The following is a 23,299-nucleotide window of genomic DNA, read 5'->3' on the forward strand; positions in this document are numbered from 1 at the left end:
TATTGATTGAAAACCTTTATTTTGGTAGTATGGTAGCATATTAGCGAATTAAAGGATTTTTGGGGGGTGCCAGCGAGTGTTTATGTTTGAGAAACCGCTTGGGATGCGTGATACGCTTCCGAATTTATATGCGGTCAAGACATCTGTACGAAATGAAATTGTCAATGAAATTGAACGATGGGGATATGAAATGCTTGAAACACCGACATTAGAATTTTATGAAACCGTCGGTGTGCAGTCAGCTATAGTAGAAAATCAACTATTCAAGCTATTGGATCAACAAGGACATACGTTAGTGTTACGTCCAGATATGACGACTCCCATTGCTCGTGTGGCTGCTTCAAAATTATATAAGGAAAATAGTCCGCTCCGCTTAGCATACGTAGCAAATGTTTTTCGAGCTCAGCATCACGAAGGCGGACGACCAGCGGAGTTTGAACAAATTGGTGTGGAATTGATTGGAGACGGTACGACTAGTGCAGATGCTGAAGTGATTGCCTTAATGGTATTTACGTTAAAAGCTGCTGGTTTAGAACAGTTTAAAATTTCCATCGGGCATGTCGGATTTGCCCATGCTTTATTTGAAGAGATTCTTGGTAATGAAGAACGGTCCAAAGAGCTACAACAATTTTTATATGAGAAAAATTTTGTCGGCTATCGCGAACATGTTAAAAATCTAGCATTATCGCAAATTGATAAAGAGCGACTATTAAACGTTCTTCACCTGAAAGGCGGGATTGAGAAAGCAGAAGATGCGATGATGATTGTTCAATGTGAAAAAGGGAAACAAGCGCTCGTTCAGTTGCAAAATTTGTGGAAGCAGCTTGAAGCATACGGTGTGGAAAAATATATTAAGCTCGAATTAAATACGGTAAGCCATATGAGCTATTATACAGGTATCATTTTTGAGTTATATGCTAATCATGTCGGGTTTCCAATTGGAAATGGCGGTAGGTATGACCAACTATTGGCTCAATTTGACCGACCAGCACCTGCAACTGGATTTGGGATAAAAATTGATCATTTAGTCGTCGCTTTAGGAGATGCAGCAAAAACCCGTCCTATGTATGGGGTGATTTTTAGTGAAGAACAGCGAAAGGAAGCGTTTCGTGAGGCAATGAAGCTTCGAAGTGAAGGGAAGCTTGTTGTGATGCAAAGTATTTCCGGTGTAAAAGATATTGATCAATTTGTTCAATCGTTTGAGGAAGTGCAGTACTTTCTCGGAAAACCGGGAAAGGAGCGAGCTGAATGAGTGAGTGGTTAACGATTGCGATGCCGAAGGGGCGAATTTTTGAAGAAGCAGCGAAGCTTCTAAAGCGGGCAGGTTATACGCTGCCAGAAGAATTAAACGAGTCGCGAAAGCTTATTTTAGATGTCCCATCCAATCAAATTCGCTACATATTAGCAAAACCGATGGACGTAACAACATATGTTGAGCATGGTGTAGCAGATGTAGGGATTGTTGGAAAAGATGTTTTACTCGAGGAAGAGCGTGACGTATATGAAGTGTTAGATTTAAATATTAGTCCATGTCATCTAGCAGTAGCTGGTTTACCTAATGGCAAAATAAGTGATGTCGCTCCGAAAGTGGCGACAAAATATCCAAACGTTGCATCTAAGTATTTTCGAGAACAAGGTGAGCAAGTAGAAATTATTCGTTTAAACGGTTCCATTGAACTTGCTCCATTAATCGGATTAGCTGAGCGTATCGTCGATATCGTATCTACGGGAAGAACGTTAAAGGAAAATGGATTAGTAGAGCTTGAGCATATTGTTCATATTACTTCACGACTAATCGTTAATCCTGTTAGTTATCGAATGAAAGATCAAGAAATTGATAAGTTAGTGGAACGGTTAGCACATGTTGTAGAGGACGAGCAAGGAGTGAGGTAAATGGAAATCGTAAAAGGTACAAATAAAAACATCAGTTTGCGTCGGTCCATTGAATCAGGGACGGATTCTCAGCAAGAAGTCGTCAAAAAAATATTAGATGATGTAAAACAACGTGGCGATGAAGCTATTAAACAATATACAGAAGCATTCGATCATGTTTCACTTTCTTCATTTAAAGTTTCAGAAGAAGAAATCGAAGAGGCTTATAAACAAATAGATGAAGAATTTATTGAGATCATCCGCGAAGCAGCGCAAAATATTTATTCCTTTCATGAAAAACAAAAAAGAGAATCATGGTTTTATTATGAGGCAAATGGAACGATGCTTGGGCAAAAAATCACGCCACTCGACTCTGTTGGTGTGTATGTACCAGGAGGAACAGCAGCGTACCCGTCCTCTGTATTAATGAATGTGATACCAGCAAAAGTGGCAGGTGTTGAGAGAATTGTGTTAACATCTCCTCCGAATAAAGCAGGAACGTTACCGCCGAGTGTTCTCGTCGCTGCCTATGAAGCGGGTGTAACGGAAATGTATAAAGTAGGCGGTGCACAAGCGATTGCAGGTCTTGCTTACGGTACGGAATCGATGATTCCTGTTGATAAAATTGTAGGGCCTGGAAATATATTTGTCGCCCTTGCAAAACGTCAAGTGTTTGGTTTCGTCGATATTGATATGATCGCAGGACCAAGTGAGATTGTTATTTTAGCGGATGAGTCTGCTGATCCACAAGAAGTGGCTGCTGATTTACTTTCGCAAGCAGAACATGACCCGTTAGCAACAAGTATACTCATCACAACTTCAGACCGTTTAGCAGAGCAAGTTCAACAAGAAGTCGCTAGACAACTAGAGACCTTACCTAGAAAAGAAATTGCCTCAGCATCCATTTATGATTACGGGAAAATTTATGTCGTTGATTCCATTTCTGAAGGGGTAAACGTTGTCAATGAATTAGCTCCAGAGCATTTAGAAATTTTGACAACAAATCCGGAAGAACAATTAAGCGACATTCGACATGCAGGAGCGATATTTTTAGGAAGATATAGTTCAGAACCTGTCGGTGATTATTTTGCCGGTCCGAATCATGTCTTGCCGACAAATGGAACGGCACGATTTTCAAGTCCGTTAAATGTGGACGATTTTGTGAAAAAATCAAGCATCATTAAATACAGTCAGGAGGCATTCATGGAGAAAGCTTCGAAAATTGCAAAGCTTGCTCGTTTTGAAGGGTTAGAAGCTCATGCTCGTGCGATCGAAACACGGTTAAAATAAGGGGGAAGAAACGTTGGAACGTACGTCTACCGTTATTCGAAAAACGAATGAAACAAATATTCAATTAACATTGGCAATAGATGGTGATGGAGAATCAAGTTTAGAGACGGGAGTCCCGTTTCTCTCACATATGCTTGATTTATTTACGAAACATGGACAGTTTAATCTCGATGTGGTCGCAAATGGAGATATTGAGATTGATGACCACCATACGACAGAAGATATCGGCATTTGTCTTGGCCAGGCACTACGAGAAGCTCTTCTCGATAAAAAAGGAATCAAGCGTTACGGGAATGCTTTTGTTCCGATGGATGAAGCGTTGGCCCAAGTCGTTGTTGATTTAAGTAATCGCCCTCATTTTGAATTGAAAGGAGACTTTCCAGCAGCAACCGTGGGGACGTTTGATACAGAGCTCGTTCATGAATTTTTGTGGAAATTAGCGTTAGAAGCACGGATGAATTTACACGTGATCGTTCACTACGGTCGTAATACACACCATATGATTGAAGCGGTTTTTAAAGCATTAGGTCGAGCGTTAGATGAAGCAACGATGATTGATCCTCGCATCAAAGGGGTTCCATCTACGAAAGGGATGTTGTAAGATGATCGGAATTGTCGATTACGGGATGGGAAATTTATTCAGTGTTAGTAAAGCGTTAGAACGATTAAAAGCACCGTATTTCATTTCAAGTAACACAGATGAATTGAAAAAGGCCACCGGGTATATTTTACCTGGAGTCGGCGCCTTTAAAGATGCGATGTTTTTACTGAATGAGACGGGACTTGCCACATTATTAAAAGAAGAAGTAACGAACGGAAAGCCGCTCTTTGGCATTTGTTTAGGAATGCAGCTGTTATTTGATGAAAGTGAAGAAAATGGACAAACGAAAGGGCTTGGTTTTTTAAGTGGGCGAATAAAAAGAATGATCATTCCATCATTGAAAGTTCCTCATATGGGATGGAATAAGCTTACCTTTCACAAAAGTCATGAACTTTTAAATGGATTGGAAGAAGACTATGCCTATTTTGTGCATTCGTACTATGCGGTATCAAATGATTCGGATATTATTCTAGCAAGTGCTGAATACGGTGTTTTAGTACCTGCCATTGTTGGAAAAGGTCCGGTAGTTGGAACACAATTTCATCCAGAAAAGAGCAGTGCATTAGGAATCGCCATTTTAAGAAATTTTATCCAGATGGTAGAAGGGGAGAAATAAAAAATGGATTTTACAATTTATCCAGCGATCGATATTTTAGGTGGGAAATGTGTTCGACTGTTGCAAGGCGACTACGAAAAGGAAACGGTATACGGAAACTCCCCGTTTGAGATGGCGAAGCGGTTTGTGAAAGAGGGCGCAACATGGATTCATATCGTTGATTTAGACGGAGCAAAAGCGGGTCATAGAGTCAATCATGAGCATGTTTTTCAAATTGCGAAGCAATTACCGGTAAAGGTTCAAGTTGGCGGTGGTATTCGAACAGAGGAAGACGTGGAGGATTACTTACAAAATGGGATCGACCGCGTCATTTTAGGAAGTGCAGCGATATCGAATCGACCCTTTGTTGAAAAAATGCTTGCCAAATATGGAGAGAAAATCGCGATTGGGATTGATGCGAAAGATGGATATGTATCGATTGAAGGTTGGCTGCAAACATCAGAAATTCGTGCTGTTGAATTAGCGGAAGCACTAGTTGAAAAAGGGGCAAAAGTATTTATTTTTACAGATATTGCAACAGACGGTATGCTATCTGGTCCGAATATTGATGCTGTCTTACATGTAGCCAAAAAAACAAAAGCAGCCGTCATCGCCTCAGGTGGTGTTTCTTCTTTAGCGGATTTAAAGCAGTTAAATATGTACGTACAAGATGGCGTTTCAGGAGCCATTGTTGGAAAAGCGCTTTATACGAACCGTATTCGGTTACGTGATGCCATAAAAGAGGTGGGTCAATCATGATTACAAAGCGTATTATCCCGTGCTTAGATGTAAAAGAGGGCCGCGTTGTAAAAGGCGTTCAGTTTGTTGAGTTAAGGGATGCGGGCGATCCGGTTGAACTCGCTCGTTTTTATGATGAAGAAGGTGCGGATGAACTTGTTTTTTTAGATATTTCTGCCTCACTCGAAGGCCGCAAAACGATGAGAGAAGTGGTTGAACAAGTTGCCGCTACGTTAGCCATTCCGTTTACCGTTGGCGGAGGTATTAACTCATTAGAGGATATGAAATCGATTTTACGTGCTGGCGCTGATAAAGTATCGATTAATACAGCGGCCGTTTTAAAGCCGGACTTGATTACAGAGGGGGCCAGCTTTTTTGGATCGCAATGTATCGTTGTTGCGATTGATGCAAAATACGATGAGAACGACGATGCTTTTTATGTTTATACACACGGTGGACGGAAGCGGACAGATTGGGAAGTCGTTTCGTGGGCAAAGGAAGTAGTCAAGCGTGGCGCTGGCGAAATCTTGCTTACAAGTATGGACGCTGATGGAGGGAAAAACGGTTTTCATATTCCCTTAACGAAAATGGTCAGTGAAGCAGTTTCGATTCCTGTCATTGCCTCTGGTGGAGCAGGTGACGCTCAGCATTTTCTTAAAGTATTTCATGAGGGGAAGGCTGATGCTGCTCTTGCTGCCTCAATCTTTCATTATAAAGAAACGTCTGTAAAAGAAGTAAAACGTTATTTGCAGCAAGAGGGAGTGAATGTAAGATGAATTTAGACTCTTTAACATTTGATGAAAAGGGTTTAATTGTGGCTGTCGTTCAAGATGCAGTGAGCAAAGAGGTGTTGACCGTTGCTTACATGAATAAAGAATCATTACAAAAAACGTTGGAAACGAATGAGACGTGGTTTTATAGCCGATCACGGAAACAATTATGGCATAAAGGGGAGACGTCAGGGAATACACAATACGTAAAGGAAATTCGCTATGATTGCGATCAAGATGCGCTCGTTATACTAGTCGAACCGAAAGGACCAGCTTGTCATACTGGACAATATACTTGTTTCCATCAAACGGTTGAAGATACTCCGTTATATATTGGGAATGAGCGATTTGAAATGATAAATAAGCTAGAGAAGATTATTGCTGAACGTGATGTTGAACGGCCGAAGGAGTCATATTGTACGTACTTGTTTGAACAAGGTGTCGATAAAATCTTAAAAAAAGTAGGGGAAGAAGCCGCTGAAGTCATTATTGCAGCGAAAAATAGAGATGCAGACGAACTAAAGTGGGAAGTAGCCGACTTGATTTTCCATCTTATGGTTTTATTAAGAGAGCAAAAACTCCCGCTTGACGATGTTTTACAAGTGTTGAAAGAGCGGCATGGCTCATAATGTGATACGTTCTACCAGGTTAAGAATTCGATTTGGAAGAGGCCCCACCATTTGATGAAAGACCGGTGGGGAAGCCTTTCTATTGCACCGCGTGAATATCTTTATATTCATGCCACCTATTTAATGCATAGTTTCGATATTTTTTCGAAACATTCCCGCTCGTTATTAAGTAACTAAACCATTTTCTAGCTACACTATAATTATCTAAGCGAGAATTTAAATCGGCAATTAAATAAATTAATTTATCTTCATCAATTTCTTGTATATCTAGTCGTTCATTCGATAATAAATGCATAAAATCATCGACTGCATGTTGTAAAAAAAGCTTCTCCCTTTCTTTGTCTCCTTGTATTCTATATAACCAAGCAATCTTTAAACAAAGATGCCCGGTTACTACTTTCCGCTCCTTTGAAATTTGCGCAGTTAATAGTGCTAATTTAAAGGCCCGCATTGCATCTTCAAATGTGCGTTTTCCACACAAATTTGCGACTTTCTTTATTTTTTGTATGTAGTTCTCTTTTATGAGTGAATAGTAAGGTTCTACTAATCTTCTATATGATTTATGGAAGGCATATCCACAGTGGGGACAGACGAAAATGTCATAATACATCGGATTATCTAATTCATAATGAATACAAAAATCACTATCCATTCTCGTGAATTTTGCTTTATGACTTAAAATTTTTGTTGATTGAAAATCTGCGTTACAAAATATGCATGTCACAACTAAGTTATAGTACATTGGATCTACTCCTTTCATACTATATTTTAATATGCGATGAACAAAAAATGTAATAAAAAAGTATGAACTTATTTTGGTTGAGATGCCGGGAAGGAAAGTTGTATACCTTCATTTTACGTACTCTAGACGATTAATATGTGATATACTATGCTACGGCAGATGATGTGAAATGGAGGATGTTAGTGACAAATCAAGTGAATAATCGACACGAACAGTCAAAAGTTGTTTTATTATTGCAGGATAGCCGTTATTTTTATCGTCGTGGGCTAAAAGCTTATCGAGAGCATAATTTAAGCTTAGCAGCAAAAATGTTCCATCGAGCGATGAACTTGTCTCCAAAGGATGAGAATGTGCTCGTTCAGTTAGCGATGATTTATACGGAGCTTCAGGAATATGAAAAATCGAATGAATTATTACAGCGTATAATTAAAGAAGTAAATCCTCATATGACAGAATGTTACTATTTTATGGCGAACAATTACGCTCATCTTGGCTTGTTCCATGAAGCACATAAATATGCCCTTTTATATGAAGAGCAAAATGAAGACGGAGAATTTGATGAAGAGATCAATGATCTACTAGACATGCTAGCGATTGAAGTGGATGACGACTTATTCAAGGACCAAGATGATTTAATTGTGAAACAAGAGATCGCTAAATCTTATTTGGAAAATGGTCAGTTTCATAAAGCAATTGAACAGCTTTGCGATTTAATTGAAGAGTATCCTGAATTTTGGTCAGCCTATAACAATTTAGCATTAGCTCATTTTTATTTAGGTGAGGTGAAAGAGGCTAAAAACTATTTATCATTAGTACTAGAACGAAACCCAGGTAATTTGCATGCACTTTGCAATTTGCTTGTTTTTTATTTTTATGAGAGAAAAGATGATGATGTGAGACAGCTCGTGAAAAAACTAGCATGCATCCATCCGATGTTAACGGAACACCGTTATAAACTAGGCGCGACATTTGCTCTTGTCGGATATTATGATGAGGCCTTTAAATGGTTATATTCTTTATATCGAAGTGGATTTAATGGGGACGACACATTCTTTTATTGGCTTTCGTATTCTGCTTATTATACGGGCCATCATGAATTATCCTATAAATGTTGGGAAAAGGTTTTGGAGTACAATCCGGACAAAGAAGGTTCTGAACCTTGGGCTAAGTCGGACTCATCTTACGAGTTAGAAATTGAATTATATAATATTTATATGATTAGTAAACATTCGGATCGAAAAGAAGAGCTTCTAAATCGTCAATTTCATACTCCTTTAGAGAAAGAAGCGATCGAGTATGTTTTATCTAATGGAAAAAATGAAAAGACAGTCGTTTCATTCGCTTTCCGTGTGGCGGATATGTTAAAGCGAGAAGATGACGAAAGCTTTTTACTTATAGAATGGTTTCATATTTTCATTCAAGCAGTAAAACATAATATTAAGTTGCAAAATGAAAAAGCATGGGCGGCGGCTGTTCATTATGTACATTTAAAACATAAAAAGGTTCAAGTGACAAAAACGAATATGGCCGATATGTATCAATTGTCACCCGCAACGCTTACTAAATATGTTCGTCAAGTAGAGAAGTTCGAAACGGATGATCAAATGTAAGGAACTTACAAATTTGAGCAAATAATTGGCATGGATGTTTCGTTTCTTATAGGATAGGTTATAGAGAAGTAAAAATGAAAAGAGGATTGCTTTTATAACGAAGGAGTGAAATGATCGTGGCTGAAGAGAAAATTTATGATGTCATTATTGCTGGTGCAGGTCCTGCAGGGTTAACAGCCGCTGTGTACACATCGCGTGCGAATTTATCTACGTTAATGATTGAGCGTGGTGTTCCGGGTGGACAAATGGCGAATACAGAAGAAGTTGAAAATTACCCTGGCTTTGACCATATTTTAGGTCCTGAATTATCAAATAAAATGTTTGAGCATGCGAAAAAATTTGGAGCAGAGTATGCATATGGAGATATTAAAGAAGTAGTCGATGGTGAGGAGTATAAAATTGTAAAAGCGGGTGGCAAAGAATATAAAGCTCATTCTGTCATTATTGCGACTGGAGCAGAGTATAAGAAGCTTGGCGTTCCAGGTGAAAGTGAACTCGGTGGACGTGGTGTATCTTATTGCGCCGTATGTGATGGTGCTTTCTTTAAAGGAAAGGATTTATTTGTTGTTGGGGGCGGCGATTCGGCTGTTGAGGAAGGTGTTTATTTAACACGTTTTGCCAATAAAGTAACGATTGTTCACCGCCGTGATGAATTGCGTGCACAAAAAATTCTTCAACAAAGAGCATTTGATAATGAAAAAGTGGACTTTATTTGGAACCATACAGTTAAAGAAATTCATGAAGTTGATGGGAAAGTAGGAAAAGTAACGCTTGTAAATACTCAAACGGGTGAAGAGACGGAAAAAGAGATAGATGGTGTGTTTATTTACATCGGTATGGTGCCTTTATCAAAGCCGTTTGAAAGCCTTGGCATTACAAACGAAAACGGTTATATCGTCACAAATGCGGAAATGGAAACAAAGGTACCAGGTATTTTCGCAGCTGGTGATATTCGTGAAAAATCGTTACGCCAAATCGTGACGGCTACTGGTGACGGTAGTATTGCAGCACAAAGCGCCCAGCATTATGTTGAAGAATTAAAAGAAAAATTAAAAGCAGTTAAATAGGGGTTAGTCGGTAGGTTTGTCGCATATTGTTTTTATAAACGTAACGGTCATTTAATTCTCTTGTAACATCCGTGAAATAATAATAAGTTACTATTAGAATAGTAATTGACCCCCTTTTATAAATAGACGTTTTAGCACGGGTGCACTCTCCCGTGCTTCTTTTTTTACTTACTTAGCTCCACAGAACCCTTACCCGCATTTTTAGTAGTTCCCTAATTTTCATGGATTTGTCATTTTTCCGGAACAAGAATGATACACGTTCATTGTGATTACGTGTTTATTAATAGTATAATGAAAGGAATAAGTAAGTCGTGAAGTGAAAGACCTGAGGTGATATCGTTGCAAAGAGTTACGAACTGTGTATTATTAAAAGATGATCAAGTTTTGTTATTACAAAAGCCACGGAGAAATTGGTGGTCTGCTCCAGGTGGGAAAATGGAGCAAGGTGAATCCATTAAAGATTCAGTCGTAAGAGAATTCCGTGAAGAAACCGGAATATATTTATCCAATCCAAAAGTCAAAGGGATTTTTACCATGATTATAAAAGACGGTCATGAAGTCGTAAAAGAATGGATGATGTTCACGTTTTTTACGACCGAATTTAGTGGTGAGAACGTATTTGAAACAGAAGAAGGGAAGCTTGCTTGGCATCCTATACAGGACATTCATCAACTGCCTATGGCTCCAGGGGATTATCATATTATTGATTATATGGTAAAAGGGACCGGTACAATTTATGGAACGTTTACGTATACACCTGATTTTGAATTACTTTCGTACCGTTTAGATCCGCAAATGTAGAAGAATGATTTGTATGGGGGAGGCATAAACCGATGAGCAAGGTGTCTGAAATAAAGATGGTCATTATTACAGGAATGTCTGGTGCTGGAAAAACGGTTGCGATCCAAAGCTTTGAAGATTTAGGGTATTTTTGTGTCGATAATTTACCACCTACTCTTTTACCGAAGTTTTTAGAAATTATGAAAGAGTCTGGAACGAAAATGAATAAAGTGGCACTTGTCATGGATTTACGTGGTCGAGAGTTTTTCGATTCATTATTTCATGCACTTGATGAAATGATTGAGCTCGATTGGATTACGCCACAAATTTTGTTTTTAGATGCCAATGATCAAGTGCTAGTGAGTCGCTATAAAGAAACGAGAAGATCACATCCGCTTGCTCCTACGGGCTTACCTTTAGAAGGAATCCAAATGGAACGTGAGCTTTTAGAGGAGTTAAAAGGAAGAGCTCAGCTTATTTTTGATACATCTACTTTAAAACCACGTCAGTTGCGGGAGAAAATTTTAAAGCAGTTTGCTGAAAACGAAGACCATCCTTTTACCGTTCATGTGATGTCCTTTGGATTTAAATATGGAATTCCGATTGATGCAGATCTCGTTTTCGATGTTCGTTTTTTACCAAATCCTCATTATATTGAACATATGAGACCAAAAACCGGGATGGATGAAGAAGTATCTTCCTATGTCCTGAAATGGAATGAAACGGCCAAGTTTATTGAAAAGACGGTTGATTTACTTACGTTTATGCTTCCGCAATATAAGCGTGAAGGAAAAAGTCAGCTTGTCATCGCAATTGGATGCACGGGGGGACAGCATCGCTCGGTAACGTTAGCGGAGTATTTAGCGAATCACTTTAAAAAGGATTATAAAACGCATGTAACGCATCGAGATATCGAGAGGAGAAAACAACAGTAAGATGACGAATAAACATAAAGGAAAGCTCGTTATTATTGGAGGAGGTACAGGTTTATCTGTTCTCCTCCGTGGCTTAAAGCAATATCCTTTTGATATAACCGCGATTGTGACGGTTGCAGATGATGGAGGCAGCTCTGGACGTCTGCGAAATGAGCTAAATATTCCCCCGCCAGGAGATGTTCGAAATGTATTGGCCGCTTTATCCGATGTTGAGCCTTTAGTTGAAGAGCTATTTCAACATCGCTTTAATAAAGGAAATAATTTAACCGGTCACTCACTTGGTAACTTGATTTTAGCTGCTATGACAAATATTACGGGCGACTTTATGCATGCGATTCGAGAAATGAGCAAAGTGCTGAATGTTCGTGGGCGTGTCCTTCCAGCAGCGAATCGAAGCGTTATTTTAAATGCGGAAATGGAAGACGGTACGATTGTATCTGGTGAATCAAAAATTCCATACTCTGGGAAGCGGATTAAACGAGTCTTTTTATCTCCGGAACATGTTGAGCCGCTTCCTGAATCCATTGAAGCCATTCGAGAAGCTGACATGATTATTCTCGGTCCAGGAAGTTTATATACGAGTATTTTACCGAATTTACTCGTATCGAATATTGGTCAAGAAGTGTGTAGATCAAAGGGAAAAAAGGTTTATATTTGTAATGTGATGACACAAGCCGGCGAGACGTTGCAATTTACAGCGAGCGATCATATAAAAGCGCTTTATCAGCATATGAAATGCACATTCATTGATACGGTGATCGTAAATAATGCTGAAGTGCCGGATTCGATTAAGGAACGATATGCCGAGGAGAAAGCAGAGCCAGTACAGGTTGATATGGAAGCATTGAAACAATTTGGAGTCAATATTATTCAAGACGATATTATATCATTTGAAAATCAAGTAATTCGACATAATACGAAAAAGATGGCATCGATTTTATATGAGCTTTTCTCCCACTCTTAACGGGCAGTAAGACCCCCACCTCAAGATTCTGTAGTAAAGCAAAGAAGGTAGGTGGGGGACAACTGCCCGTAAAGGTCCGAACATAAAGAACACAGACTATGAGCGCCACGTCCTGTGGCCACGTCTGTGTAACCCACATCCTGTGGGTCACAAGGGCCTTTAGGTCATCCCGTAGGGACTAACATTCAGTGGGGGATGAAGAAAACCCCCACTGAATGAAGTTTCACTTTATTAAAAGGTTAAGACGGTTTTGGCGTTCGATTGGAGGTGGTAACCCGTGTCTTTTGCATCCGAAACAAAAAAAGAATTAACAAACATCGAAGTGAAACCATGTTGTTTAAAAGCTGAATTATCTGCGCTTATTCGAATGAACGGTTCGATTTCTTTTTCCAATCGTAAGTTTATCGTAGATGTTCAAACGGAAAATGCCGCAATTGCTCGTCGAATCTATACATTAACAAAAAAACAATATGAAATTCCAGTCGAACTGTTAGTTCGGAAAAAAATGCGTTTGAAAAAAAATAATGTATATATCGTGCGACTCATTGAACAAGGAAAAAAAATATTAGAAGACTTAAAAATTCTCGGAGAAGGATTTACCTTCAATCACGAAATATCTCCAGAGCTTGTAGCGAAGAAATGTTGTAAACGCTCATACATTCGCGGGGCTTTTTTAGCTGGTGGATCTGTCAATAATCCGGAAACATCCTCGTACCATTTAGAGATATTTTCTTTATATAAAGAGCATAATGATTCACTATCGGCGTTAATGAATACGTTCGATCTAAATAGTAAAACATTAGAACGCAAAAAAGGATATATAACGTACTTGAAAGAAGCAGAAAAAATCGGTGAATTTTTAACGCTGATTGGTGCGCATAAAGCATTATTGCGTTTTGAAGATGTCCGTATTGTACGGGATATGCGAAATTCTGTGAATCGACTCGTCAATTGTGAAACCGCCAACTTAAATAAAACGATTGGCGCTGCCCTAAGACAAGTAGAAAATATTAAATATATCGATGAACGAATCGGTTTAGAAGCATTACCAGACAAATTACGTGAAATTGCGGAGTTACGTGTTACTTATCAAGATGTTACATTAAAGGAACTCGGAGAAATGGTGTCGAGTGGGAAAATTAGTAAATCCGGCATTAACCATCGATTAAGAAAATTAGATCAAATTGCGGAGCAATTACGTTCTGGACAAATGGTTTCGTTTAAGTAATTTTCACCATTCAAATTTAATAAATGAATATAATTAATTCGGGGTAAACGTATACAATGATGAATTTCATATAAATGATATAAGAAATGAGGGGGATATAGATGATTGAGAAAAAGGTGGAAGTTCGGTTGAAAACTGGCCTTCAAGCGAGACCTGCCGCTATCTTTGTACAAGAAGCAAACAAATTTTCTTCTGATGTCTTTCTTGAAAAAGAAGGGAAAAAAGTAAACGCAAAAAGTATTATGGGACTTATGAGCTTAGCCATTAGTTCCGGCTCTGTCATTACACTTATCGCTGATGGTAACGATGAAGTAGAAGCAATTAAAGCGCTTGCGAATTATGTCCAACAAGAAGGGTAAAAGAACAAAGTCGCGTTAGCGACTTTGTTCAGAGGTTAGAATAATCGAAATCGGCGAAATGGCCGATTTCAATATACACACTTTTGGATAAAATCAGTTTCCTACAACTCAAATAGGGAGTAGATATAAATAAAGAAACGGTGAGATTTTTTAAATCTCACCGTTTTTTATTTCCTTATTTTACACCATCTGGCGTTAAGACTTTATCAATAATTCCGTAATCTAATGCACGTTCAGCTGACATGAAGTTATCGCGATCAGTATCACGCTCAATCACTTCTAATGGCTGTCCAGTACGGTCTGCTAAAATTTTGTTTAATTTGTCACGTAAAGATAGAATACGGCGTGCAGCAATGTCAATATCTGTTGCTTGACCTTGGGCTCCACCTAATGGTTGGTGAATCATTACTTCACTGTTTGGCAAGGCAAAACGTTTTCCTTTTGCACCGGCCGTTAATAAAAATGCGCCCATTGAAGCCGCCATACCGATACACATTGTTGAAACGTCTGGTTTAATGAATTGCATCGTATCATAAATCGCCATTCCAGCTGTAATGGAACCACCTGGGCTATTAATATATAAAGAAATATCTTTTTCTGGATCTTCCGCTGCTAAAAAGAGCAATTGAGCTACAATTGAGTTGGCAACATGGTCATCAATCGGTGTCCCGAGAATAATGATGCGGTCTTTTAATAAACGAGAATAAATATCGTAAGCACGTTCTCCGCGGTTCGTTTGTTCAATAACAGTAGGAATTAAATTCATTACGATTCCTCCCTAGTCTTAGGTTCTAAATTTTTTCGTTATCTCCATCATACATTGAAGGTCAATAAAGGTCAAACGATAATATTTGAAAATGATGTATTTTCTAAAAGGAGTATGATCTTCTCTTTTCTTCGGTCATTAAAATGTGTGCATGTTCTTAAATTAGGGAATCAATGATGTTATGTAGTCGACTTTCCATTTTTATTTACAAAACCATCTTACCCGATTTTGTCCTGTTTCAAACAATGACTTTATTTAGAAAATAATATCGAAACCTTGAAATAATGTTGATATTCGATTATAATGTAAAAGCAACATTTGAAATATATGCGCTCGTAGCTCAGTTGGATAGAGCGGTGGTTTCCGGTACCACGTCTGTCGGGGGTTCGAATCCCTCCGAGCGCGTCCATTATAAAAATAGCGTCATTTCAACGTTTGTAAGCCGTTTGTCTTTTCGTTTGCTAATTCGAAAGCACATGGTTTTGGCGTTGAAAAACGTATAAACCACGGCGTATTAACCACGTGAAAATATGTAAACCACGAAACACCTTTTTCGTGTTCTTAACTATAAAACGTTGAGAATTCGAAAGGGGTGTTTTTTGTTTTGTCCGAAAATAGTCGCAAAGGAAAACCGATTGTAAAACGTCGCACAAAGGTAAAGGTTGACGAAGTGAAATCGTTCGGTTATTCGATAGACCAAGTGTTTGAATATTTCATTTCGTTGAAGAAAACGGAAGGCGTTCGGGAAGTGAAAAAAAGATTGTTTCAAGCTAATGTCATATTTCCGTGAATGGTTGTCCGAAAGTTTGCGAATGAGTTTGCGCCCAAAGATGAGAAGAAAACTTATGAAGAAATCGCGGAGGAAGTCGGTATTGCTATTCGGGCGCTTTATAATTGGTGTCAAAGCCCCGATTTTACCCGGTATAGGAGCGTTATTAGCGATAATAAACCCGATAACTATCGTGCATTAGCTGGCGCGTAGTTGATTAAATTAATCAAGGGAACTTCAAACAACGGTATGCTAGCGATCAAGGCACTTGAACTCTTCTATAAGCTATCGGGTAAGCTTGTTGATCCGTTGTGAACGAAATGACCGAAAGCCACGAGAAAGTCGAAAGGGAACTCGACAAATTAAACGATATGTTAAACTGACGTAAAGTAACCGCCTAGGCCTAGCGCTCGGGCGGATTTCTTGTTTGATGTATGAAATGTTACAATGTGGAAATCATAGGATTTAAAAAGGCGATAGAAAATATTGTATATTATTTGTACATTCTTTATACTTTATAGTAAGGGGTGTACTAATTGTCGTCTCTTTACGGAGGTGATATTAGTGCGTAGACGGAAGGGGGAGAAGGAAGTGGCTACTGTAACTTCACAAGATAGGTTTGTAATAAACGAATCGAGTGCTCAAAAGATTTTATCCACTCCACGTACAGTAATAAAAGAATCAAATGTTTTTAATGATATTAAAATGAATAATAAAGAAAGAATCGCTCATGCAGCGAATGTACTTAAGTCTAGAAAATGCAAGTAATTAGTTTATCTAGCTTAATTGAAGCAGCAAGTAATGAGGAAGAGGTAGCTGAATACCTCTCCTCTTCTTTTTCTTGCTCAGTTAATCCTGACGTGGAGAAGTTTTTACATAAAAAGGAAATGCTAAATGAAAAAAGGTCGTTTACAAGAACTAGCCTTGTAATTGATGAATTCCAAAATAATGATATCATTGGCTACTTCACTTTAATGATTAAACCATTTGAATTTATTGACGGTGTATCGGGAAGTACCAAACAAAAGTTAACTAACGATAAGCATGCAACAATTTTCAATACTATTTTAATTGCACAACTAGGAAGATCAGAAGATTACAAAGGTAAAGTTTTTGGATACGAGATATTACAGCTAGCGTTAGAAAACTGTAAATTAATCTATAATTTATCGGGGTTACGTGTAGTTTGTGTTGAGTATGATGATAAACCTATATTAAACGATTTTTATTTAAAAAATGAATTTAAGATTTTACAACGAAATGAATCGGGAAAACTACTAGCGTATTTAAGATTGTAAATATATATATTTTAGTAACTTAAGGAGCATCTTTTTTTATTGCGTGTTGCTGACTGTGATTATCGCGCAATTAGATTCGCTCTTATGTATAATAGGTCTACTCGTAGTAAAATTTCGGGGGGACTTCGCCGTCAGAATGTTTATAATTCGAAATAGGAACAGACAGACAACGAGAAGGTTCTCGTCAATACAAACGTGTTTCTAACTATTACCGCGAGAGGTTTCGCGGATTATAACGATATAATATTCGTACTAGTTTCCGGTACCACGTCTGTCGGGGGTTCGAATCCCTCCGAGCGCGTTAAAAGAGATCTCTTTAAAAAAGAGGTCTCTTTTCTTTTCATCATTGTTCATTTTAGACTAGACATGAACATAGTTTTTTTACTTGAACTTCATCGTTAGCTCCTTTTTTACTATAAAATGAATTTTTTATCATATAATGTGCAATGAAAATTGCGAAATACGGTATAATTAAAAAGAAATTTCATAATATTCAAATAAATAAGTAGAAATGTGTTCATTTTTGTAAATGAGGTGGCTTTTGGAAAAAGGGTTTGAACAACGAGAATCATTGTGTTTTTTAGAGGTGAAAAGTGCGAGGTGAGATGTGAAGCAATTGGCGAGTCTTGATTGTCTCGTGTAATCTTTATTTACATAGAAGCTTATGATGATAAAAAACCCTAACAACGGTGTGCTAGGGTTTCAACTATTAAGCTTCTGCTTTTACATTGTTATAAGCCGTATCGAGGTTTTGAATGCGCTTTAATACTTCTGCATTTTTCGTTAGTTGGTCGTGGACTAACGTAGAAACGACAGAACGGTAATAACTATTCATCGCATCGATTTTTGAAGAAGTTGCTGCATTCATTTTAATATGTTGGCGAATACTTTCTTCAAAGTATTGTACTGAGAATAACTGTGTCACTTGGCACCCTCCTTCCAATTTCTCTCATTCAAACTTTTTGTTTCTTGTTGTACAATGTAAATGTATAGGGGGAAGGTATTATGAATATGAAATTTGGTTTATTTCAAGAGCAATCATTAAAGCTCACGATGACGAAAGAGCTTCAACAAGCTATTACTCTTTTGCAATTTTCAACCGTAGATTTAGTTTCATATCTTCAAGAGGTAACGTTAGAGAATCCCCTAATTGATTTTATTGATAAATCGAATACGAATGAATTTTACCATAAAAAAGGTACAAAACATACGGATCAAAAAGATAATTGGATTGAAAATGTTTCTCGGAAAGGCTCTAGCCTAAATGAGTTTTTGCGTGCACAACTATACGATTTTTGTTTTTTGCCACGTGAGCGAAATGCAATGGAAATATTAATTGATGCAGTCGATTCGAACGGATATATGACGGAAGACTTATCAGATCTGTCAAGAAAATTCCATGTTCCCGTTGACTTGTTGGAAAAGCAGTTATCTATATTACAAACACTAGAGCCTGTTGGGGTAGGCGCTCGAAATTTACAAGATTGTTTATTGCTTCAAATACAACGTATCGATCATAAGCCTGAACATGCTGAATGGATTGTTCGTGATTATTTTCAACCATTTGCGCAAAAAGCGTGGAAAGAAGTATCTAAACAAACAGGGCTTTCGCTTTCAGACATACAAATAATTCATGACTTTATCCAAACGTTAAATCCAAGACCTGGACTTCAATATGAAGATACAGCACCAACCTATATTGTCCCAGATTTAATTGTGGAAGAACATAATGGTCAGTGGAATGTGTATTATAATGATGATTTACTTCCACAAATACGCATGAATGCAAGTTACGAGCCACTTATGAAAACGGGAACAGACCATGAAATTAAAAGTTATGTAACGAACAAAATGCAGCAATGTCGCTGGTTAGTGAAATCTCTCGAACAAAGAAAAGATACACTACTGAAAGTGATGCATGAAATTATTCGTCATCAAACGGATTTCTTCTATTTAAAGAATCAACTTTTGAAACCGTTAACACTAAAGGATATTGCAGATTCGTTAAACATTCATGAATCAACGGTTAGTCGTGCTGTGAAAGATAAATATGTCCAAACACCGTTTGGGCTATTAGAACTAAAATATTTTTTTACAAACCGTGTCGCGTCTTCACAGTCCGATGATACGTCTAGTGCGAATGTGAAAAATATTATTCAAAAGCTTATTGAAAATGAAAACAAAAAGCGTCCACTATCAGACCAAAAAATTGCGAACTTATTAAAAGAGAATTATAATATGACCGTTTCAAGAAGAACGGTTGCAAAATACCGAGATCAACTAAATATCCCATCTTCTAGTTTACGAAAACGATTTGAATGAAAAGAGGTACTATCATGATGAACATAAAGCTATATACAAAAGAAGGGTGTACGCTTTGTGATGAGGCAATGGAAGTTTTAACAGAACTGCAAGAATCATTTGCGTTGCACATTGAAGAAATTGATATTTATAAAGACGATTCCTTGCTTGAAAAATACCAATTGATGATTCCTGTTATTGAAATGGACCGAAAAATACTGCAATACGGGAAGATTGATAAAATTTTTTTAAGAAAGCGGTTGCTTGAACAAACAAATGTTGATTAACTTTTTGCCCCCTGTTACAATATAAATGTAGCAGGGGTGTTTTTTTTATGATCGACCGGGACATAATATGTCATATAGGGACACAAAGAGTCCCGAAACTGTTCAAAGTGAAACTTGAAAGGGTTTATAGCAAATGAAATCATTAATTGAAGTACAAAAGAAATTATTACCCGATCTTCTCCAAGTTATGCAAAAAAGATTTTATATTTTACAGCATATACGTGTCATGCAGCCGATTGGAAGAAGAAGCTTATCTCATAACCTCGGCATGAGTGAACGCGTGTTACGCGGAGAAGTTCAATTTTTAAAAGAACAGAATTTAATTCACATTCACCCCTCAGGTATGACGTTAACCGAGCAAGGTTCTGAACTTCTATCCGTTTTAGAGGAAATGATTAAAGAAGTATCAGGGCTAACCTTATTGGAAAACAAATTAAAGGAAAGACTACAATTGAGAGAAGTCATTGTCGTTTCTGGAGATTGTGACACATCCCCTTGGGTTCAAAAAGAGTTAGGACGTGCATGTGTGACAACTATCAATAACCACCTTAAGGGAAATGAAACGATTGCGGTAGCAGGCGGTACAACACTAGCGGCTGTCGCCGATATGATGACTCCGAATAATAAACATGAACATACACTTTTTGTTCCTGCAAGAGGTGGGCTCGGGGAAAACGTTGAAAATCAAGCAAATACGATTTGCGCCAAAATGGCCAAGCGAGCTCATAGTAACTATCGACTTTTGCACATTCCAGACCAGCTTAGTAAGGAAGCTTATCAATCCATTGTTGAAGAACCTGCAATTCGAGACTTACTGAATGTCATTCGTTCTTCTCACATTGTTCTTCACGGAATTGGTGAGGCGAAAACGATGGCTGAACGGCGCAAAACATCTCCTTTAGATTTTGAAAAAATCGAAAAAGGGAATGCTGTTGGCGAAGCGTTTGGCTATTACTTTAACCAAGAAGGTGAAGTCGTTCATAAAGTTCAAACAGCTGGTATTCAATTAGAGGATTTGAAGCATATTCCATGTGTCATTGCAGTAGCAGGTGGCACATCGAAAGCAAAAGCGATTAAAGCGTATATGAAGCAAGGGATTGACCACATCTTAATTACAGATGAAGGCGCAGCAAAAGAGTTAATAAGGGAATGATCATTCATCCCTTTTTATAGGAAAAAAGTTTTCTCAAACGTTGTTGCAAAAAAAACAATGAGTATTCTTTGAGAAAACTAAAAAAAATTCCATCTATTTCAAGGAGGATTTTAACAATGGCAGTTAAAATTGGTATTAATGGTTTTGGCCGTATTGGTCGAGTAGTTTTTCGTGCAGCTTTAAACAATCCTGAGGTGGAGGTTGTAGCAGTAAACGACTTAACAGACGCAAACATGCTAGCACACCTTTTAAAATATGATTCCGTTCATGGTACTCTTGACGCAGAAGTTTCTGTTAATGGAAACAACTTAGTTGTAAATGGAAAAGAAATTAAAGTTCTTTCTGAGCGTGACCCAGCAGCGCTTGGTTGGGGAGATCTTGGTGTTGACATCGCTGTGGAATCTACAGGTCGTTTCACAAACCGTGCAGATGCAGCGAAACACCTTGAAGCAGGTGCGAAAAAAGTTATTATCTCTGCTCCAGCGAAAGAAGAAGATATTACTGTGGTAATGGGCGTTAACCATGAGCAATATGATGCAGCGAACCATCATGTTGTTTCAAACGCTTCTTGTACAACAAACTGTTTAGCACCGTTTGCAAAAGTACTTAACGATAAATTCGGAATTAACCGCGGTATGATGACAACGGTTCATGCGTACACAAATGACCAACAAATTTTAGACTTACCGCATAAAGACTATCGTCGTGCTCGTGCAGCTGCTGAGTCAATCATTCCGACAACAACTGGGGCTGCTAAAGCGGTTGCGTTAGTATTACCTGATTTAAAAGGTAAGTTAAACGGTATGGCAATGCGCGTGCCTACGTCTAACGTTTCCATCGTGGACCTTGTGGTTGAATTAGATAAAGAAGTAACAGTTGAAGAAGTAAATGCAGCACTTAAAGAAGCGGCTGAAGGCGACTTAAAAGGTATTTTAGGATACAGCGAAGAGCCGCTCGTATCTAAAGACTACAACGGCAACACACACTCTTCTACAGTAGATGGTTTATCTACAATGGTTATGGAAGGAAACATGGTGAAAGTTGTTTCTTGGTATGACAACGAAACAGGTTACTCTCATCGTGTAGTAGATTTAGCTGCGTACATTGCAAAACAAGGTCTTTAATCATTAGACGATAAAGTTTTCGTTCAACGTGTGACGAACTTTGTCTGTACCAGTTAGACTTTGAACATTACACTTGTTACGACTCCGTTGAAAAAGCTATAATGAATACCGGATAGGGGAATGGGGATTTTAATCAACGCCCCCTTCCCCATTTTCTTTATGGAAACATTGAATCGATGTTTCGAAATAAGCCAATCTCAAAGGAGGACCTTTGAACATGAACAAAAAAACGGTTCAAGATGTGGATGTGAAAGGAAAGGTTGTTTTTTGCCGTGTAGACTTTAACGTACCGATGAAGGATGGCGAAATAACAGACGACACTCGCATTCGCGCAGCGCTACCAACGATTGAGTATTTAGTTGAGCAAGGAGCTAAAGTACTGCTTGCTAGTCATCTTGGAAGACCGAAGGGACAAGTAGTGGAAGAACTTCGTCTGACACCGGTAGCTAAACGCTTAGAAGAGCTATTAAATAAACCGGTAAAAAAAGTTGATGAAGCTTACGGAGACTCTGTTAAAACTGAAGTTTCCAACATGAGTGAAGGAGACGTCCTCGTTTTAGAAAACGTGCGCTTCTATCCTGGAGAAGAAAAAAATGATGCAGATTTATCAAAAGCATTTGCTGAATTAGCTGATGTGTATGTAAATGATGCATTTGGAGCGGCACACCGTGCACATGCCTCAACAGCAGGTATTGCAGAGTACATCCCAGCTGTTGCAGGATTTTTAATGGAAAAAGAATTAAATGTACTAGGTAAAGCACTTGTTAGTCCAGATCGTCCGTTTACAGCGATTATCGGTGGTGCAAAAGTAAAAGATAAAATTGGTGTTATCGAGAATTTACTTGATCGTGTCGACAACTTAATTATCGGCGGCGGTTTAGCTTACACATTCGTGAAAGCTCTTGGTCACGAAATTGGAAAGTCTTTATTAGAAGAGGATAAGATCGAATTAGCGAAAACATTTATCGATCGTGCGAAAGAAAAAGGTGTGAATTTCTACATGCCTGTCGATGCTGTTGTAGCTGACGATTTCTCAAACGATGCTAATACAAAGGTTGTATCCATTGACAGTATTCCAGCAGAATGGCAAGCGTTGGATATCGGACCTAAAACAAGTGAAACATATAAAGATGTTATCCATAACTCAAAGCTTGTCGTATGGAACGGCCCGATGGGTGTATTTGAGCTTGAGGCATTTGCTGGCGGTACGAAAGCTGTTGCAGAAAGTTTAGCAACTGCAGAGAATACATACACAGTTATCGGTGGCGGTGACTCTGCGGCAGCTGTAGAGAAGTTTGGGCTTGCTGACAAGATGGATCATATCTCGACTGGTGGTGGAGCTTCCTTAGAATTTATGGAAGGTAAAGCACTACCGGGAGTAGAAGCATTACTAGATAAATAAAACCTTACCATTACCCTAT

Annotated in this window: 27 protein-coding genes and 1 tRNA gene; 25 read left to right on the plus strand and 3 right to left on the minus strand. The window is 38.3% G+C overall.

What is annotated here, in order from left to right:
* Positions 1 to 76: 76 nt before the first annotated feature.
* From MLD65_RS02690 to hisIE, 8 genes are read left to right on the plus strand one after another with little or no spacing between them, the layout of a single operon-like run.
* A complete protein-coding gene (locus tag MLD65_RS02690; protein WP_243290331.1) occupies positions 77 to 1,252 on the plus strand; it encodes an ATP phosphoribosyltransferase regulatory subunit in 1,176 nt (391 codons plus the stop codon).
* Complete coding sequence (hisG, locus tag MLD65_RS02695; protein WP_243290332.1) at positions 1,249 to 1,893, plus strand: ATP phosphoribosyltransferase; 645 nt, start codon at positions 1,249 to 1,251, stop codon at positions 1,891 to 1,893. The genes MLD65_RS02690 and hisG overlap by 4 nt, the downstream gene beginning before the upstream one ends.
* Positions 1,894 to 3,162: a histidinol dehydrogenase gene (gene hisD / locus MLD65_RS02700; protein ID WP_243290333.1), complete on the plus strand. Its 1,269-nt coding sequence runs from the start codon at positions 1,894 to 1,896 to the stop codon at positions 3,160 to 3,162.
* A gap of 13 nt (positions 3,163 to 3,175) precedes the next feature.
* Positions 3,176 to 3,763, plus strand: a complete 588-nt coding sequence (hisB, locus tag MLD65_RS02705; protein WP_243290334.1) for an imidazoleglycerol-phosphate dehydratase HisB — start codon at positions 3,176 to 3,178, stop codon at positions 3,761 to 3,763.
* 1 nt (position 3,764) lies between these two features.
* Positions 3,765 to 4,379, plus strand: a complete 615-nt coding sequence (gene hisH / locus MLD65_RS02710) for an imidazole glycerol phosphate synthase subunit HisH (RefSeq protein WP_243290335.1) — start codon at positions 3,765 to 3,767, stop codon at positions 4,377 to 4,379.
* A gap of 3 nt (positions 4,380 to 4,382) precedes the next feature.
* Entirely contained in the window at positions 4,383 to 5,117 is a 735-nt protein-coding gene (hisA, locus tag MLD65_RS02715) for a 1-(5-phosphoribosyl)-5-[(5-phosphoribosylamino)methylideneamino]imidazole-4-carboxamide isomerase (RefSeq protein ID WP_243290336.1), read from the plus strand.
* Positions 5,114 to 5,872 (plus strand): imidazole glycerol phosphate synthase subunit HisF, encoded by a 759-nt coding sequence (hisF, locus tag MLD65_RS02720; RefSeq protein ID WP_243290337.1) that lies wholly within the window; start codon positions 5,114 to 5,116, stop codon positions 5,870 to 5,872. The genes hisA and hisF overlap by 4 nt, the downstream gene beginning before the upstream one ends.
* Entirely contained in the window at positions 5,869 to 6,495 is a 627-nt protein-coding gene (hisIE, locus tag MLD65_RS02725) for a bifunctional phosphoribosyl-AMP cyclohydrolase/phosphoribosyl-ATP diphosphatase HisIE (RefSeq protein ID WP_243290338.1), read from the plus strand. The genes hisF and hisIE overlap by 4 nt, the downstream gene beginning before the upstream one ends.
* 79 nt (positions 6,496 to 6,574) lie before the next feature.
* On the opposite strand, the gene MLD65_RS02730 is transcribed toward hisIE, so the two are convergent.
* Complete coding sequence (locus MLD65_RS02730) at positions 6,575 to 7,237, minus strand: DUF2225 domain-containing protein (RefSeq protein WP_243290339.1); 663 nt, start codon at positions 7,235 to 7,237, stop codon at positions 6,575 to 6,577.
* A 182-nt stretch (positions 7,238 to 7,419) separates the two neighbouring features.
* Here MLD65_RS02730 and MLD65_RS02735 point away from each other — a divergent pair, with 182 nt between their 5' ends.
* The 7 genes from MLD65_RS02735 (at position 7,420) to MLD65_RS02765 (ending at position 14,180) form a co-directional block, all read left to right on the plus strand.
* Complete coding sequence (locus MLD65_RS02735; protein ID WP_243290340.1) at positions 7,420 to 8,847, plus strand: tetratricopeptide repeat protein; 1,428 nt, start codon at positions 7,420 to 7,422, stop codon at positions 8,845 to 8,847.
* 116 nt (positions 8,848 to 8,963) lie between these two features.
* Positions 8,964 to 9,914, plus strand: coding sequence for a thioredoxin-disulfide reductase (gene trxB, locus MLD65_RS02740; protein WP_243290341.1), 951 nt, complete (start codon positions 8,964 to 8,966; stop codon positions 9,912 to 9,914).
* Between the two features lie 339 nt (positions 9,915 to 10,253).
* Positions 10,254 to 10,715, plus strand: a complete 462-nt coding sequence (locus tag MLD65_RS02745; RefSeq protein WP_243290342.1) for an 8-oxo-dGTP diphosphatase — start codon at positions 10,254 to 10,256, stop codon at positions 10,713 to 10,715.
* Positions 10,716 to 10,747: 32 nt separating this feature from the next.
* Complete coding sequence (gene rapZ, locus MLD65_RS02750; protein ID WP_243290343.1) at positions 10,748 to 11,629, plus strand: RNase adapter RapZ; 882 nt, start codon at positions 10,748 to 10,750, stop codon at positions 11,627 to 11,629.
* A 1-nt stretch (position 11,630) separates the two neighbouring features.
* Entirely contained in the window at positions 11,631 to 12,593 is a 963-nt protein-coding gene (locus MLD65_RS02755; RefSeq protein WP_243290344.1) for a gluconeogenesis factor YvcK family protein, read from the plus strand.
* Positions 12,594 to 12,870: 277 nt separating this feature from the next.
* Complete coding sequence (gene whiA / locus MLD65_RS02760) at positions 12,871 to 13,821, plus strand: DNA-binding protein WhiA (protein WP_243290345.1); 951 nt, start codon at positions 12,871 to 12,873, stop codon at positions 13,819 to 13,821.
* A gap of 101 nt (positions 13,822 to 13,922) precedes the next feature.
* On the plus strand, positions 13,923 to 14,180 hold the full coding sequence (locus MLD65_RS02765; RefSeq protein ID WP_243290346.1) for an HPr family phosphocarrier protein: 258 nt from the start codon (positions 13,923 to 13,925) through the stop codon (positions 14,178 to 14,180).
* Positions 14,181 to 14,355: 175 nt separating this feature from the next.
* Here the strand turns inward: MLD65_RS02765 and clpP are convergent, their stop codons facing one another.
* Complete coding sequence (clpP, locus tag MLD65_RS02770) at positions 14,356 to 14,946, minus strand: ATP-dependent Clp endopeptidase proteolytic subunit ClpP (RefSeq protein ID WP_243290347.1); 591 nt, start codon at positions 14,944 to 14,946, stop codon at positions 14,356 to 14,358.
* A 329-nt stretch (positions 14,947 to 15,275) separates the two neighbouring features.
* On the opposite strand from clpP, the gene MLD65_RS02775 reads away from it, so the two are divergent.
* From MLD65_RS02775 to MLD65_RS02795, 5 genes are all read left to right on the plus strand, one after another.
* Positions 15,276 to 15,351: transfer RNA gene (locus MLD65_RS02775), tRNA-Arg, on the plus strand.
* Positions 15,352 to 15,550: 199 nt separating this feature from the next.
* Positions 15,551 to 15,736: a hypothetical protein gene (locus MLD65_RS02780; RefSeq protein ID WP_243290348.1), complete on the plus strand. Its 186-nt coding sequence runs from the start codon at positions 15,551 to 15,553 to the stop codon at positions 15,734 to 15,736.
* Positions 15,737 to 15,928: a phBC6A51 family helix-turn-helix protein gene (locus MLD65_RS02785; protein ID WP_243290349.1), complete on the plus strand. Its 192-nt coding sequence runs from the start codon at positions 15,737 to 15,739 to the stop codon at positions 15,926 to 15,928.
* 378 nt (positions 15,929 to 16,306) lie between these two features.
* Positions 16,307 to 16,483 (plus strand): hypothetical protein, encoded by a 177-nt coding sequence (locus MLD65_RS02790; protein ID WP_243290350.1) that lies wholly within the window; start codon positions 16,307 to 16,309, stop codon positions 16,481 to 16,483.
* Positions 16,474 to 17,013 carry a hypothetical protein gene (locus MLD65_RS02795; protein WP_243290351.1) on the plus strand — a complete coding sequence of 180 codons (540 nt, stop codon included), beginning with the start codon at positions 16,474 to 16,476 and terminating at the stop codon, positions 17,011 to 17,013. Before MLD65_RS02790 ends, MLD65_RS02795 begins: the two co-directional genes overlap by 10 nt.
* Before the next feature lie 709 nt (positions 17,014 to 17,722).
* On the opposite strand, the gene yvfG is transcribed toward MLD65_RS02795, so the two are convergent.
* On the minus strand, positions 17,723 to 17,938 hold the full coding sequence (gene yvfG / locus MLD65_RS02800) for a protein YvfG (RefSeq protein WP_243290352.1): 216 nt from the start codon (positions 17,936 to 17,938) through the stop codon (positions 17,723 to 17,725).
* Positions 17,939 to 18,018: 80 nt separating this feature from the next.
* On the opposite strand from yvfG, the gene rpoN reads away from it, so the two are divergent.
* The 5 genes from rpoN (at position 18,019) to MLD65_RS02825 (ending at position 23,280) form a co-directional block, all read left to right on the plus strand.
* Positions 18,019 to 19,335 carry an RNA polymerase factor sigma-54 gene (gene rpoN / locus MLD65_RS02805; RefSeq protein WP_243290353.1) on the plus strand — a complete coding sequence of 439 codons (1,317 nt, stop codon included), beginning with the start codon at positions 18,019 to 18,021 and terminating at the stop codon, positions 19,333 to 19,335.
* Positions 19,336 to 19,352: 17 nt separating this feature from the next.
* A complete protein-coding gene (locus MLD65_RS02810) occupies positions 19,353 to 19,601 on the plus strand; it encodes a glutaredoxin family protein (protein WP_243290516.1) in 249 nt (82 codons plus the stop codon).
* A gap of 133 nt (positions 19,602 to 19,734) precedes the next feature.
* Positions 19,735 to 20,754 (plus strand): sugar-binding transcriptional regulator, encoded by a 1,020-nt coding sequence (locus tag MLD65_RS02815; protein WP_243290354.1) that lies wholly within the window; start codon positions 19,735 to 19,737, stop codon positions 20,752 to 20,754.
* 116 nt (positions 20,755 to 20,870) lie between these two features.
* Entirely contained in the window at positions 20,871 to 21,878 is a 1,008-nt protein-coding gene (gene gap / locus MLD65_RS02820) for a type I glyceraldehyde-3-phosphate dehydrogenase (RefSeq protein WP_243290355.1), read from the plus strand.
* A 217-nt stretch (positions 21,879 to 22,095) separates the two neighbouring features.
* Entirely contained in the window at positions 22,096 to 23,280 is a 1,185-nt protein-coding gene (locus MLD65_RS02825) for a phosphoglycerate kinase (protein WP_243290356.1), read from the plus strand.
* Positions 23,281 to 23,299 lie beyond the last annotated feature (19 nt).

Origin of the sequence: Bacillus sp. FJAT-47783 (assembly GCF_022808615.1) — a bacterium.
Taxonomy (GTDB): Bacteria; Bacillota; Bacilli; order Bacillales; family Aeribacillaceae; genus Bacillus_BZ.